This is a genomic window from Sodalis sp. RH14 (assembly GCF_047324285.1).
Lineage (GTDB): Bacteria > Pseudomonadota > Gammaproteobacteria > Enterobacterales > Enterobacteriaceae > Acerihabitans.
In genome coordinates this window covers 3,092,138-3,107,271 of the sequence record NZ_CP178739.1, presented here as the reverse complement: position 1 = coordinate 3,107,271, position 15,134 = coordinate 3,092,138, and the positions used below count along the sequence as shown (strand labels likewise).

The 15,134-nt window shown below is 60.5% G+C and carries 9 protein-coding genes; 5 read left to right on the top strand and 4 right to left on the bottom strand.

Annotation, left to right across the window (positions count from 1 at the left end; all coding sequences use genetic code 11):
* Positions 1-55: 55 nt before the first annotated feature.
* Positions 56-3,598: a pyruvate:ferredoxin (flavodoxin) oxidoreductase gene (gene nifJ / locus ACL2XQ_RS14140; protein WP_413739349.1), complete on the bottom strand. Its 3,543-nt coding sequence runs from the start codon at positions 3,596-3,598 to the stop codon at positions 56-58.
* Between the two features lie 240 nt (positions 3,599-3,838).
* Here nifJ and ACL2XQ_RS14135 point away from each other — a divergent pair, with 240 nt between their 5' ends.
* Together ACL2XQ_RS14135 and ACL2XQ_RS14130 are read left to right on the top strand one after the other, a co-directional pair.
* A complete protein-coding gene (locus ACL2XQ_RS14135; RefSeq protein WP_410015170.1) occupies positions 3,839-4,057 on the top strand; it encodes a DUF333 domain-containing protein in 219 nt (72 codons plus the stop codon).
* Between the two features lie 173 nt (positions 4,058-4,230).
* The gene (locus tag ACL2XQ_RS14130) at positions 4,231-4,824 is read left to right on the top strand and encodes a hypothetical protein (RefSeq protein ID WP_413739348.1); all 594 of its coding nucleotides are present in this window, start codon (positions 4,231-4,233) and stop codon (positions 4,822-4,824) included.
* Positions 4,825-4,879: 55 nt separating this feature from the next.
* Here ACL2XQ_RS14130 and ACL2XQ_RS14125 read toward each other — a convergent pair whose 3' ends face one another.
* Positions 4,880-5,872 carry a 2-hydroxyacid dehydrogenase gene (locus ACL2XQ_RS14125; protein ID WP_413730459.1) on the bottom strand — a complete coding sequence of 331 codons (993 nt, stop codon included), beginning with the start codon at positions 5,870-5,872 and terminating at the stop codon, positions 4,880-4,882.
* A 156-nt stretch (positions 5,873-6,028) separates the two neighbouring features.
* Here ACL2XQ_RS14125 and ACL2XQ_RS14120 point away from each other — a divergent pair, with 156 nt between their 5' ends.
* Together ACL2XQ_RS14120 and ACL2XQ_RS14115 are read left to right on the top strand one after the other, a co-directional pair.
* Positions 6,029-8,824: a YdbH family protein gene (locus ACL2XQ_RS14120; protein ID WP_413739347.1), complete on the top strand. Its 2,796-nt coding sequence runs from the start codon at positions 6,029-6,031 to the stop codon at positions 8,822-8,824.
* Positions 8,821-9,042 (top strand): YnbE family lipoprotein, encoded by a 222-nt coding sequence (locus tag ACL2XQ_RS14115; RefSeq protein ID WP_410015166.1) that lies wholly within the window; start codon positions 8,821-8,823, stop codon positions 9,040-9,042. Before ACL2XQ_RS14120 ends, ACL2XQ_RS14115 begins: the two co-directional genes overlap by 4 nt.
* 144 nt (positions 9,043-9,186) lie before the next feature.
* Here ACL2XQ_RS14115 and ACL2XQ_RS14110 read toward each other — a convergent pair whose 3' ends face one another.
* A complete protein-coding gene (locus ACL2XQ_RS14110) occupies positions 9,187-9,792 on the bottom strand; it encodes an FMN-dependent NADH-azoreductase (protein ID WP_410015165.1) in 606 nt (201 codons plus the stop codon).
* Positions 9,793-10,024: 232 nt separating this feature from the next.
* Here ACL2XQ_RS14110 and hrpA point away from each other — a divergent pair, with 232 nt between their 5' ends.
* Positions 10,025-13,912 carry an ATP-dependent RNA helicase HrpA gene (hrpA, locus tag ACL2XQ_RS14105; RefSeq protein ID WP_413739346.1) on the top strand — a complete coding sequence of 1,296 codons (3,888 nt, stop codon included), beginning with the start codon at positions 10,025-10,027 and terminating at the stop codon, positions 13,910-13,912.
* Between the two features lie 33 nt (positions 13,913-13,945).
* Here hrpA and ACL2XQ_RS14100 read toward each other — a convergent pair whose 3' ends face one another.
* The gene (locus ACL2XQ_RS14100; protein ID WP_410015163.1) at positions 13,946-14,767 is read right to left on the bottom strand and encodes a trypsin-like serine peptidase; all 822 of its coding nucleotides are present in this window, start codon (positions 14,765-14,767) and stop codon (positions 13,946-13,948) included.
* Positions 14,768-15,134: the final 367 nt, after the last annotated feature.

Sequence of the window (15,134 nt, the reverse complement as noted above, 5' to 3'; positions counted from 1 at the left end):
TCGTATTCGCCGCCTGCCGGCCCGCAGCGTTGATAACGTAGCGCCGGCGGGCGGGTTATTCCGCCGCGTCGGTTTTACCCGCCATGCGGGCCAGGAAGTCATATTTCGCCTTCAGGTCTTTTTCCGCCGCCTGGTAGAGGGCCGCGGCCACCTCCGGCTGCTGGGTATTCAGCCGCCGGAAGCGCTGCTCGTTAAGCAGTGTGGCGCTCAAATCGCTGCTGGGCGGGCGCGAGTCCAGCGCCAGCGGCAATTTGCCTTCGTCGCCGCGGCGGGGGTCGAACCGGTACAGCGGCCAAAAGCCGGTGGCGGTGAGCTGGCGCATCTGATCGTGGCTTAGCGCCAGATCATACCCATGCTCCTCGCACGGGCTATAGGCGATGATCAGCGACGGGCCCGGATAGGCTTCCGCTTCCTGGATGGCTTTCACCGTCTGGTTAAGCTGGGCGCCGAGTGAAATCTGCGCCACGTAGATATGGCCGTACATCATCATGCTGACGCCCAGATCCTTGCGGGTTTTGCGTTTGCCCTGTTCAGCGAATTTGGTCACCGCGCCCAGCGGCGTGGCCTTTGACTGCTGGCCGCCGGTATTGGAATAACATTGGGTATCCAGCACCAGTATATTGACGTTTTCCGTCAGGCTCATAACGTGATCCAGCCCGCCGAAACCAATATCATAGGCCCAGCCGTCGCCGCCGATAAGCCAGATGGATTTATCCACCAGGTAATCGGCGTCTTGCGCCAACTGGCGCAGGCCGGCGTCGACGCTCTGCGTTTGCAGCAGCGGGCGCAGTTCGGCGCGAAGCCGCGTTATCTGCCCGCGCCGCGTTTCCACCGCCACGCCGTCCGCCCGCAGTTCGCCGACCAGATCCGCCGGCAACAGCGACGCGTGCTCTTCAAGCAAACGCAGCACGCGCCGGCGATGGTGATCCACCGTCAGGCGAAAGCCCAGGCCGAACTCGGCGTTATCCTCGAATAACGAATTAGCCCACGCCGGACCGCGGCCTTCCGCATTGGTGGTGTAGGGGGTGGACGGCAGGTTGCCGCCGTAAATGGAGGAACAGCCGGTGGCGTTGGCGATTAACAGCCGGTCGCCGTACAGTTGGGTCAGCAGCTTGATATAGGGGGTTTCGCCGCATCCGGAACAGGCGCCGGAGTATTCGAACAGCGGTGTAATCAGCTGCGAGGTGCGGATATCGATGCGTTCCAGCTGGGACACGGCCATCTCGGGCAGATCCAGGAAAAAGTCATAATGGATTTTTTCCTCCTCCACATGCTCCAGCCGCGAGGCCATGTTAATGGCCTTGATGGCGGGATCCTGCCGATCCTTGGCCGGGCACACCTCGACGCACAGGTTACAGCCGGTACAGTCCTCGGGCGCCACCTGCAGCACATATTTCTGGCCGCGCATATCACGGGATTTCACGTCCAGCGAAGCCAGGCCGGCGGGGGCGGCGGCCATGGCCTGCGGCGCCACGACCTTGGCGCGGATGGCGGCATGGGGACAGGCGGCGACGCAATGGTTGCACTGGGTACACAAATCCGGCTTCCAGAGCGGGATTTGTTCGGCGATATTGCGTTTCTCCCAGCGGGTGGTGCCGACCGGCCAGGTGCCGTCGGGAGGCAGCGCGGAGACCGGCAAGGCGTCCCCCAGGCCCGCCAGCATGGCGGCGGTCACGGTTTTGACAAAGTCCGGCGCGGCGTCGGAGACCACCGGCGGACGCATGGGGCTGCGATCGTTAACGTCTTCCAGCGGCACGGCGAACAGGGCTTCGCGCGTGGCGGCCAGCGCCTGCCAGTTACGCTCCACCAGTTCCTGGCCTTTGCTGCGGTAGCTGCGGGCAATGGCCGACTGCAGCTCCGCCAGCGCGCTGTCCGCAGGTAGAATCGCGGCCAGCTGGAAGAACGCCATTTGCATTACGGTATTGATGCGCGCGCCCAGTTGGCATTCGCGGGCAATCTGCGCCGCGTTGATGATATAAAACCGCGCCTGGCGCGCCTTCAGCAGCGCCTGCACTTCTTGCGGCAGGCGCGCCCAGATCTCATCGGCGCCATAGGGGGTATTCAGCAGGAAGATACCGCCGGGGCGCAGCCGCTCCACCATCTGGTATTTATCGATAAACTGCGACTGGTGGCAGCCGATAAAGTCGGCGTGGCTGATAAGGTAGGCGGAGTTAATCGGTTTTTCGCTGACCCGCAGGTGGGAAACCGTCAGGCCGCCCGCTTTTTTCGAGTCATACACAAAATAGCCCTGGGCGAACAGCGGGGTGCTGTTGCCGATAATTTTAATATTATTTTTGGTGGCGGACACCGTGCCGTCGCTGCCGAGTCCGTAGAACAGCGCCTCCAGCTTTGCCAGGCGCGGCAAATCCGCTTGCGGCAGGGGGAGGGACAGGTTGGTGACGTCGTCATAGATGCCCACGGTAAAGCGCGGCTTGGGCCGCGGCAGGGACAGCTCGTTGAAAATCGCCAGCACGCAGGCCGGATCGAACTCTTTCGACGACAGGCCGTAGCGACCGCCTATGGTACGCGGCAGGCTATCCCGCTGTCCCTGGCTGTAGGCTTCCGCCAGCGCGGTCATCACGTCCAGGTAAAGCGGTTCGGCCAGCGCCCCCGGTTCCTTGGTGCGGTCGAGTACCGCGACGGCCTTGACGCCCGGCGGGATCTCGGCCAGCAACGCATCGGCGCGAAACGGGCGATAGAGCCGCACCTTGACGATGCCGACCTTTTCACCCCGGGCGAGCAGGGTATCAATAACTTCTTCACAGGTGCCGATGGCCGACCCCATCAGGATAATCACGCGCTCGGCCTCGGGATGGCCGTAATATTCAAAAGGACGATACTGGCGGCCGGTGGCGCCGGCGAAGGCGTCCATGGCCTGGCGCACATGGTCGTAAGCCTGGTGGTACCAGGGGTTGGTGGCTTCGCGCGACTGGAAATAGGTATCCGGATTGGCCGAAGTGCCGCGAATCACCGGGCGATCCGGCGTCAGCGCGCGGGCGCGATGGGCGTCGATGGCCTCCTGCGGCAGCAGGCTTTTCAGCGTCGCGTCCGCCAGCGGCGCGATTTTATTGATTTCATGCGAGGTGCGGAAACCGTCGAAGAAATGGATAAACGGCAGCCGGCTATTGAGACTGGCGATCTGTGATATCAGGGCGAAATCCTGCGCTTCCTGTACGCTGGCGGCGCACAGCATCGCGCAGCCGGTCTGGCGTACCGCCATCACGTCCGAATGGTCGCCGAAAATCGACAGCGCGTGGGTGGCCACGGTACGGGCCGCCACATGCAGGACAAACGGCGTCAACTGACCCGCCAGTTTATACAGCGTCGGGATCATCAGCAGCAAACCCTGCGACGAGGTAAAGGACGTGGATAATGCGCCGGTCTGCAGCGCGCCGTGCACCGTGGCGATGGCGCCGCCTTCGGACTGCATCTCCACGACGCGGGGAACATCGCCCCAGATATTGGCGGTGCCCGCCTCGGACCAGGCGTCGGCTTGCTCCGCCATGGTGGAACTGGGCGTAATCGGATAAATGGCGATAACTTCATTAATGCGATAGGCCACCGAAGCGACTGCGTTATTCCCGTCTGTGGTGATCATGCTGTACCTTTTCTGTTCACGGTTGATAACCCATAAATCATTGGGTTACCCCTTATGGGCGCCAGTATACCAGTAGCAACCCTAGGGGATTTTTGCTTTTGTGCGATGAAGCGCGCGGATAATTGTAAAACCGGCCCCGCAAGACTCGACGTCAAGACGCTGTGCGACTAGAATGCAAGCTTCAGACTATTCCTAGTACAATTATTACGGAGCTGATTAATGACGTTTTCACGGTGGTTGATGGCAACATCCGCGCTATTATTAGTCGCCTGCAGCAGTTCCAATAATGACGAGCCCGAGCAGATGGGCCAGCAGGCTACCACCGCCAGCCTGCCGCAGCGCGTGGACGTGCCCAATACCCCCCGCTGCATGAACGCGGGCGGCACAATGACCCTGGCGCGCCAGCTTGACGGCACCACGGTGGGCATGTGCCAACTGGCCAACGGCAAGCGTTTTTAAGCATCCCGCTCCCATCCCCAGCCAGGCAATACGTTCTTGCCTGAACCCTCGGGCAACGCCGGTCCGATAACGTTACGGGGAGCCCCCTGATGGCATAACATCGTGGTCCTGCTGGCAACTGCCGTTGACAGGGGCCAGGATCGCTACCCGTCCATCAAGGATAAAACGCTATTATGAACCCATTTCTGAATAAACTCTCCCCTCCCGCCATGCCTGATGCCGCCGGTTTATCCCCGGCGGGAGATGATGCTGCCCGGCAGCGGGCGCCTTGGCCGCGGGCCGTCAGCCACGCGCCCGCCGACATCAGCCTCGCGCCTGCCGGCATCGGCCGGCAGCGCAAGCGCGACGCCGCTGTCGCCGGGCAAGACGCCGGCGCTGTCGTGCCGGTAAAAATCAGGTGCTGCGAACCGGGCGCCGCCTTGGCTGCCGGGAGCTCATGGTCTGCCAGCCATTTTCTTGCCGCATGCGGCGCGTTTGGCGAAAGTATCGAGGCGCTATGCCGGGATGTGCAGGCCCTGCTACAGGATATCAATGCCGGCGCGAGGGAGGATGGGGGCGCGACACAGATCAACTGCCCGAGGCAGTTCGACCGTCTGATGGACGTAATGGACCGATATGTGCAATGGCTGCGGGAACTGAATAATGACGCTTATCCGCTGGAGGCAATAAGAGCCGAGGTACAGGAGAATTTGACCCGGCTGGGTCCTTATATCGATAAAATGAGCCTGCTAATCGAGAGAATGGGCTTAATCACTGACGCCAGGTAACCCCCAGCCGCGTTTAGGCCGGCCCCGCGTATCATCAGGCGGGGCCGGCCGGGTATCAGGCGGTAACCAGGTTCGGGCAGTGCTCGCCCTGGCTTAGCTGGCGCAGGTTTTCCAGCGTAACCTCGCCGATGCTGGTCAGCGCTTCTTCGGTCAGGAACGCCTGGTGGCCGGTGAACAGCACGTTGTGACAGGCGGAGAGGCGGCGGAACACATCATCCTGGATTACGTCGTTGGAGTTATCCTCAAAAAACAGATCGCGCTCATTTTCATAAACGTCCATGCCCAACGCGCCGATTTTCTGCAGCTTCAGCGCTTCTATGGCCGCCTGCGAATCGATCAGGCCGCCGCGGCTGGTGTTGATAATCATCACGCCGTCCTTCATTTGCGCGAAGGCTTCCCGGTCAAGCAGATGGTGGTTTTCCGGCGTCAGCGGGCAGTGCAGGGTGATCACATCCGATTGCGCGAACAGGGTCTTTAAATCCACATATTCGGCGCCCAGCGCCAGGGCCTGGGCGCTGGGGTAGGGATCAAACGCCAGCAGGCGCATGCCGAAGCCTTTCAGGATGCGCATGGTGGCGACACCGATTTTACCGGTGCCGATCACCCCGGCGGTGCGGTTGTGCATATTAAAGCCGATTAAGCCCTCAAGGGAAAAATTGGCGTCGCGGGTGCGCTGGTAGGCGCGGTGAATGCGCCGGTTCAGGCACATCATCAGGCCGATGGCATGTTCCGCCACCGCTTCGGGCGAATAGGCGGGTACCCGCACCACCTGAATGCCAAGCTCTTTGGCCGCCGCCAGATCGACATTGTCGAAGCCGGCGCAGCGCAGCGCCAGCAGCTTTACGCCCATTTCGGCCAAGGCCTCCAGTACGTCGCGCCCGCCGTCGTCATTGACAAAAATACACACCGCATCGCAACCTTCAGCGGTCTTGGCCGTACGCGGCGTTAATTGAAATTCAAAAAATTCTATTTCAAAGCCAACATGTTCATTTACCTGTGACAAAAATTTATGATCGTAATTTTTAGTGCTGTAGACGGCTAGTTTCATCAGTCCTACTCCATAAGATCGGCCGGCAGGTGGCGCGGTATCATTCAATGTATCCTTCTCAGACGGATAAAAGTACGCGTTTGTGCCGTATCACCTAAAATGTTGCGTGGAATATAATTATGGTATCTTGCAGGCTTAGGGACAATAAGGAATGTCATGACCGACGCATCAGGCGCATACAGGCGCGCAGGCCTTTTTCTACGCCGTTCCGGAGCGGTTGCCCTGTTGCTGCTGGCGCTTCTTGGGCTGTCGGTGGCAGTGGGGTGGTTTTTGTTACCGCTCTGGCTGCCGGTGGCGGCGCGGTTGGTGCTGCCCGCCGATGTCGATATTACCCTGACCGGCCGGCCGCGCTGGCATCAGGGGACGGTGATCCTGCCCGGCTTTGCGTTAAACCGTCCGTCCTGCGTCTGGATAACCGGCCAGAATATCAGCGCCCGGCGCCAGGACGGCGCATGGCGCATCCTCGCCGGCCAGGTAACGGTGGACAGCACCTGTAATGCGCCCCGCGCGCGTGAAGAAAGCGGCGAGCCGCTGACCTGGGCGGCCGTCGAGCAGGTTCTGCCGCGCTTTACGCTCGGCATCGGCCGCCTGACGGTGGCGCCCTGGCAGGCCTATGCCGGCGGACTGGAACTGGAGCATCTTGCCGCCGGCACCCGGGCATATTACCACAATGATCATCTGCGCCTGGCCTTGTCGTTGCGCGACCGTCAACTGTCGATAAGCGACTTGACGTTTACCGGCGCGCAGCCGCAGCCCCCGCGGGCCTTACCGGCGCTGCCGGTCTTTAACGCGCCCTTCGGCTTACAGAACCCCGCGCCGGCGTCGTTAGCCGCGCCGCCCCAGCCGGCGCCGCTATTTCCCGCGCGACCGGCGGTATTATCCGGGGCGCTGCGCATCGGGTTAACCGGGGATATGACGTTGTCGCCCCAGGTGATGATGCCGCCGGAACAGGGCGAACTGACCGCCGGCCTGGTTTTGCCCGACGGCAGGCCGGTGAACGCCGATATCATCTGGCGGCAGCGGCAGGGGGCGTTATTGGTGACCGACGGTCAAACCGATATCAGGCTGGCGCGCTTGCCCTGGCGCATCGCCGGCGATGACCTGCAGATTACCGACGGCGAGTGGCGCTGGCCCTATGCCACCCAGCCCCTGTCGGGCAATATCGCCCTGACTCTGGCGCATTGGCTGGACGGTCCCGACGCGCTGGGATTAACGGCGCGCATGAATATGCTGACCCAGGGCCTGCGCGGCAGGGCCAATGCCGTATTGACCGTCGGCCCCGGCCCGCTGCGCCTGAGTGACAATGCGCTGGATTTCCGTTTTACCGGCACGGCCAACCAGGGGGGCCTTTCGTTAAGCGCGTCGATTCCCGGCCAGTTGCGCGGATTGCTGACCGATCCGACCCTGGCGCTGCTGCCCGGGGCGTTATTGCGCGTCACCGGACTGATTTCCGAGGCGCTGAGCATTAACAGCGCGCGTCTGCCCCTGGCCGGCGTGCAGGTGTCATCCCGGGGCCTCAGCGGGCGATTGCAGGCCATCTTACAGGCTAACGTGCCGGATTACGGGCACTTCACCCTGCATATGGACGGCCGCGCGCTGGATTTCCTGCCCGATAAGGGCGAGTGGCGCTGGCGTTATTGGGGCGGGGGCAACCTGACGCCGTTCGAGGCGCGGTGGGATATCGCGGGACGCGGATCCTGGCTGGCGGACCAGATTGAACTGACGGAGTTGTCCAGCGGCCTCGATCAAATCCACTACGGTCTGGTCAGCGTTGCCGTCCCGCGCCTGGCGCTTACGGCGCCGCTGCGCTGGCGCCGTGGGGAGCATAATCCGGCCTTCAGCGGCGCGCTGCGGGTCAATGCCCGCCGGATCGATATTGCCCGCGGCGGCTATTTGCCCCGGCCGGTGATGACGCTGCGTTTCACCGGCACCACGCCGCAGGATTTTCTGTGGCAAGGCCAGCTTCAGGCCGGCGTTACCGGGCCGGTGCGCCTGAACGGCCGCTGGGACGGCAACCGACTGCGCGGGCAGGCCTGGTGGCCGAAACAGCCGCTGAAGGTCTTTCAGACCTTACTGGCGCCGGATTTGCGCATTACCCTGCGCGACGGGCAATTCAACGCGCAAAGCGCGTTTTCCGCCGCTATCGGCCAAGGCTTCCTGGCCGGCGGACATGCCACCGTCGGCCAGGGAGAGGTGTGGGTGGGCGAAAATCATCTGTCGGGCGTTGCGCTCGGGCTTTCTTATCGTTTGCAGGACCAGCGCTGGCAACTGGGCGTAAAACAGCCGGTCAGCCTGCGTGTCGCGACGATTATCACCCCGGTGACGCTGAATAACCTGGCGATAGGACTACAGGGGTATTACCCTTATGATGAACGTCGTCCGCTGACGCTCACCGGCGTGGATGTGGACGCGCTGGGCGGCAAGATCCACCTTACGCCGCTAAGCCTGCCTCAGCGCGACGCCGCGGTGCTCAGCGTCAAATCCATTGAGATGAGCGAACTGATTACCGCGCTTAAACCTAAGCAGTTTGCCCTCTCCGGCCGTGTCAGCGGCGAGCTGCCGCTGCATTTTAGCGATCGGGCGGGGTATATCCGCGGCGGCTGGGTCGCCGGCGACAACCGGATGGCTTTGCGACTGGATAAACAATTCGCCGACGCCATCGGCAGCCGCAACCTGGCCACAGGCGCGGCCATCAACTGGCTGCGTTATATGGAAATCAGCCGTCTGCGGGCGGATGTCAACGTGAACCGCGACGGCGAGCTGGATTTACTGGCGCATTTTATCGGCACCAATCCGCAAATCAATGCCCAGCGCGAGGTCAGGTTGAATTACCATCATCAGGAAAATATTTTCATGCTGTGGCGCAGCCTGCGCTTTGGCACCAACGTGGAGCAGGCCCTGGAAAAACAGGCCGGCACCGTCCCCGCCGGGGCAGCAAGGAGAGAGAGATGAACACAGGATATAAGCTGGCCGGCCTGCTGTTGACGCTGGGCGCCGCCGCCTGCGTGCCGCGCATTGAGCTGGCGATGCCCAGCGAACCGATTACCATTAACATGAACGTGAAAATCGAACACGACATTACCATCAAGGCGGACAAACAGAGCGTGGCGCTGCTGCAGCCGACGCTGTGCCAGGACTCGCAGACGCAGCCTTGCGTGCCGGCCAAATAAAAAAGCGCATCCGGGATGCGCTTTTGCAATCTGTAAGCGTGCAGCGGCACTGATGGCCAGGGCGCCGCGCGCGGATTGTATTCCAGGGACGTCGGGATGCAGGGTGTCTTGAAGACCTTACCCATCATGGCCGCCGTCACGGCATCAGGCGGCGATAAACTGGCTGATGGCGGCTTTAGCGTCTTCCTGGGCTTTGCCCGCCACTTCCGGACCGTAGGCCACGCCTTCGGCAAACACGAATTCCACGTCGGTGATGCCGAGGAAGCCCAGCATCAGGCGCAGATAGGACGTCACCAGATCGCTGGGGGTGTCTTTATGGATACCGCCGCGGGTGGTCAGCACCACCGCTTTTTTGTTTTTTACCAGGCCTTCAGGGCCTTGTTCGCTGTAGCGAAAGGTCACGCCGGCGCGCGCAATCAGGTCAATATAATTCTTTAACTGGGTAGGGATGTTGAAGTTGTACATCGGCGCGGCAATGACGATCACGTCGTTGGCCTGCAGCTCATTGATCAATTCATCGGATAAATCCAACGCTTCCTGCTGGCGGGGCGTCAGGGTTGCGTCGGCCGGGCGCAGGGCGCCGACCAGCTCGCCGTCCAGTACGGGTACCGGCTGCGCGGCCAGGTCGCGTACCGTAATCTCGTCGCCGCTGTGGTTTTTTTGCCATTGTTCGATAAAGAAGTCAGCCAGCTGGTTGGACTGGGAAAACGTGGCAAGAATACTCGATTTAAGAATTAATACTTTGCTCATCAGATGTTCCTTATAATTCAATAGGTCATTAACCCTTAGGCGTTGAGAAACACTCTATTGATTATCCTCCCGCAGTGATAGCGCAATATTTCGAGCTGTTTGTTCGAATTTCCTGAACGATGGGAAAGGCGGCTAAAGCCGGCGCCGGGGATATGGTAAACTAACGGCATAAGCACATTCTATTCGGGCCGGAACAGCGCCTGTATCCGGTCGCAGTATAAGGAAAGGTATCGTGAAGTCATCGCTGGCGGCACTGTCCGCTTCGCTGGAGTCGGTTATGCTCCGCGATAAAACAGTTTTACGTCGCCGTCTGCAGGGGGCGCAAAAAGTCACCCGGCCCGAGGCGCAGACCGCTATCGCCGAGCAAATCGCCGCCGATATCCAGGCGTCCGCGCAACGCGCGGCAAACCGCCAGGCCGCCCGCCCGGCCATAACCTATCCGGAAAATCTGCCGGTCAGCCAGAAACGCCAGGATATTCTCCAGGCCATCCGCGATAACCAGGTGGTGATTGTCGCCGGTGAAACCGGCTCCGGCAAGACCACCCAGATCCCCAAGATCTGCCTGGAGCTGGGGCGCGGCATCACCGGTCTTATCGGCCACACCCAGCCCCGGCGCCTGGCGGCGCGCAGCGTGGCCGATCGCATCGCCCAGGAGCTGGCGGTGCCGTTGGGCGGGGCGGTGGGGTATAAGGTGCGTTTTAACGATCAGATAAGCGACAACACGCTGGTCAAGCTGATGACCGACGGTATCCTGCTGGCGGAAATACAGCAGGATCGGCAACTGCTGCAGTACGACACCCTGATTATCGACGAAGCGCATGAACGCAGCCTGAATATCGATTTTATCCTCGGGTATCTGCATCAGCTATTGCCGAAACGTCCGGACTTAAAGGTGATTATCACATCCGCGACCATCGACCCGCAGCGCTTTTCGCGCCATTTTAACAACGCGCCGATTATCGAGGTTTCCGGACGCACTTATCCGGTGGAGGTGCGCTATCGTCCGGTGGTGGAGAGCGAGGAGGACGGCGACCGTGATGTGTCCCAGGCCATTTTCGACGCGGTGGATGAACTTAGCCACGAGGCGCCGGGGGATATTCTGATCTTTATGAGCGGCGAGCGTGAAATCCGCGACACCGCCGATGGCCTGAACAAGCTCAACCTGCCCCATACCGAGGTGCTGCCGCTGTACGCCCGCCTGTCCAATAGCGAACAGAACCGGGTATTCCAGTCCCACAGCGGCCGGCGTATCGTGCTGGCGACCAATGTGGCGGAAACCTCGTTGACCGTGCCCGGCATTAAATATGTTATTGACCCCGGCACCGCGCGCATCAGCCGCTACAGTTTCCGCACCAAGGTGCAACGGCTGCCCATCGAGGCGGTGTCGCAGGCCTCCGCCAACCAGCGCAAAGGGCGCTGCGGCCGCATATCCGACGGTATCTGCATCCGGTTGTATTCAGAACAGGATTTTCTCTCCCGGCCGGAATTTACCGATCCTGAAATCCTGCGCACCCATCTGGCCTCGGTCATCCTGCAGATGACCGCGCTCGGCCTTGGCGATATCGCCGCCTTCCCGTTTGTGGAAGCGCCGGACAAGCGGCAAATCCAGGACGGCGTGCGGTTATTGGAGGAGCTGGGGGCGCTGGAGGCAGAATCCGCGCGCGGCTACCGGCTTAGCCCGCTGGGCCGCCAGCTGGCGCAGCTGCCGCTCGACCCCAGGCTGGCCAGGATGGTGCTTGAAGCGCGTAATAATGCCTGCGTGCGCGAGGTGATGGTGATCGCCGCCGCGTTGTCCATCCAGGATCCGCGCGAGCGGCCGATGGATAAAAAACAGGCCGCCGACGAAAAACACCGCCGTTTCGCCGATAAAGAATCGGATTTTATCGCCTTCGTCAAATTGTGGGATTATGTGCAGGAACAGCAGAAGATGCTGTCCTCCAGCCAGTTCCGCCGTCAGTGCCGGGTCGATTTCCTCAGCTACCTGCGGGTACGCGAATGGCAGGATGTCTATACCCAGCTGCGACAGACGGTAAAAACCCTCGGGCTGCCGGTGAATACCCAGCCCGCGGATTATCGCGGCCTGCACTGCGCCCTGTTGTCGGGCCTGCTGTCCCATATCGGGCAAAAGGACGCTGAAAAACAAGAATACACCGGCGCGCGCAACGCCCGTTTTGCCATTTACCCCGGTTCGGGGCTGTTTAAAAAACCGCCTAAATGGACCATGGTGGCCGAACTGGTGGAGACCACCCGGCTGTGGGGGCGCATTGCCGCGCGCATCGATCCGGAATGGATAGAGCCGCTGGCCCCGCATCTGGTTAAAAGCAGCTACAGCGAGCCGCATTGGGAAAAGGCGGCCGGGTCGGTGATGGCGGTGGAGAAAGTCACCTTGCTGGGGCTGCCCATCGTGGCCGGCCGCAAGGTCAATTACAGCGCTATCGATCCGGCGCTGTGCCGTGAACTGTTTATCCGTTTCGCGCTGGTGGCCGGCGAGTGGCAGACCCGGCACGCGTTTTTCCATGCCAACCGCAAGCTGTTAACGGAGGTGGAGGAGCTGGAGCATAAATCACGCCGCCGCGATATCCTGGTGGATGACGAGACGCTGTTTGCCTTTTACGATCGGCGCATCGGCGCGGAGGTGGTCTCGGCGCGGCATTTTGACAGCTGGTGGCGAGACGCGGCCAAACAGGACCCCGATCTGCTTAACTTTGAAAAAAGCATGCTGATCAATCCGGGCGCGGATGCGATAAGCGCCCTGGATTACCCCAACGTTTGGCACCAGGGCAATCTTAAATTAAAACTCAGCTATCAGTTCGAACCCGGCGCGGACGCGGACGGCGTCACTGTGCATATCCCGCTGCCGGTACTTAACCAGGTCACCGCCGCCGGTTTTGACTGGCAGATCCCGGGCGTGCGGCGGGAGCTTATCATTGCGCTGATTAAATCGCTGCCTAAGCCGTTACGGCGTAACTTTGTGCCGGCGCCCAATTACGCCGAAGCCTTTCTCGGCAGGGCCACGCCCGCCGACGGGCCGCTGCTCGATACGCTGGAGCGCGAGCTCAAGCGCATGACCGGGGTGGGCATCGATCGCGACGCCTGGCAGTGGGATCAGGTGCCGGATCATCTGAAAATCTCGTTCCGGGTGGTGGATGATAAACATAAGACGCTGGCAGAAAGCCGGGATCTCGACGCGCTGAAGCTGCAGCTAAAAGACAATGTGCAGCAAACCCTTTCCGCCGTGGCCGACGACGGCCTGGAGCAGCGTGATTTACATCTGTGGAGCTTTGGCGATTTACCCGAGCGCTATGAGCAAAAAAGAGGCGGCTATTCGCTCAAGGCTTATCCGGCGCTGGTGGATGAAAAAGACAGCGTGGCTATCCGCCTGTTTGAAACCGAGCACGATCAGCGCCGCGCGATGTGGCAGGGCATCCGGCGCCTGTTGCTGATTAATATCCCCTCGCCGATAAAATACCTGCATGAAAAATTGCCTAACAAAGCCAAGCTGGGGCTGTATTTCAATCCATTCGGCAAGGTGATGGAGCTGATTGACGACTGCATTACCTGCGGCGTCGACAAGCTTATCGAGCAGCGCGGCGGCCTGGTCTGGCGCGAGGAGCAGTTTGCCGAACTGCAGGAATACGTGCGCGCCAACCTGAACCCGACGGTGGTGGAGATTGCCGGGCAGGTGGAGCAAATCCTGACGGCGGTGTTCGCCATCAATAAACGCCTGAAAGGACGGGTGGATATCAGTCTGGCCCTGGCGCTGTCGGACATCAAGGCGCAGCTGGGCGGCCTGGTTTATCGCGGTTTTGTCACCGGCAACGGCTGGCGACGGCTGCCCGATACGCTGCGTTATCTGCAGGCCCTGGAACGCCGCCTGGAAAAACTGCCCAACGATGTGCATCGCGATCGCGCCCAGATGTTGAAAGTCGAGCAGGTGCAGCAAGCCTGGCGCCAGTGGCTGGACAAGCTGCCGCCGCTGCGGCGCGAAGATGAGGATGTCAGGGAAATCCGCTGGATGATTGAGGAACTGCGGGTCAGCTATTTTGCCCAGCAGCTCGGCACGCCTTATCCCGTCTCGGAAAAACGCATCTTGCAGGCGATGGAACAGATAGCGGGTTAATCGGGAAATGTAACGGGCTACGCTGAAAATCCTTCACTTCGCCAAGGCTTTCCCCGGTTTGTCGGCCAATGCCGACAGGCCATCCTGAATGGCGGTCACCGCCAGCGCGCGGTTATCCGCCCGATAACGGTCCTTGCCCAGCGGGGCGGAACTCTGGATTGCGATTAAACGCCAGCCGGTAAGGGTATACAGCATTAACGGCGAACCGCTGTCGCCCGGCAGGGTGTTGCAGCGATGGGATAACACCTCCGACTGCGCCCAGCCGGTCACCAGGCAATCCTGATGACGATAGAGCGTATCCAGGTGATCCTCGGGATATCCGGCCTGGGTGACCTGGTGATTGGCCTGCTTTAGCTGCAGGGTCAGTTCCTGATGGTCGCCCTGCCACAGCGGCAGTGGTTTGATTTTTTTAAATGTTTTGGTCAGGCGGATAAGGGCGAAATCCAATGCGGCCGCATCGGGCGGCACGATCCAGCCGTCGCCGGAGGGTTTCAGGCGTTGACCCAGCTGTTTGTCGACCAATGTATCAATGGCGCTGGTCTGATAACGCCAGAGCTGGTTTTCCGCCACGAAACGCAACATCACCGCTTTATCAATAACGCCGCCCGCGGTCAGCACGCAATGACCGGCTGTCAGCGCCAGGTGCGGCGAAATCAGAGTGGCGGTGCAGAGATTGCCGCTGGCGGTTTCCACCTGTCCGATGGCCTGCCACGGCCATTCATCCGGCTGGGTGATGGCCTGGCGGTGGTCATGGCCGAAAAACAGCGCCTTCTGTTCTTTACTCAGTCCGGCCGATGCGGCGTTAAAGGTAGCGAGAGGCAACAAACACCACAGCAACAGCGGAACAATACGCATATACAAGCTTGCCTTATGATAAGTGCTGATATCATCCATGAAAAAATATTATCTCAATATAGCTTATAAATAGGGGAATACAGAGAAAAATCGTTGTGTTTCAGCACGCTAAAACAGATCGCCGTTAAGGCGGAAAATACGCAGGCGCTGGGCAAGGGAAGGGACTTAAATAAAAAAGAAGGTGCTGACAACGGCGCAAATAATCAGGCAACCCAGGATGATTTCATACCTATATCGGCGCAGCATAGACGAAGCCTTAAGAAACCGACACCCGGCGAACCGGGTGTCGGTGAGTCAATAATAATGCGCTAAAATGACTATTTCATCAGCTCTGACAGCCATGATATTCCGACTCCGGCCTGAACGG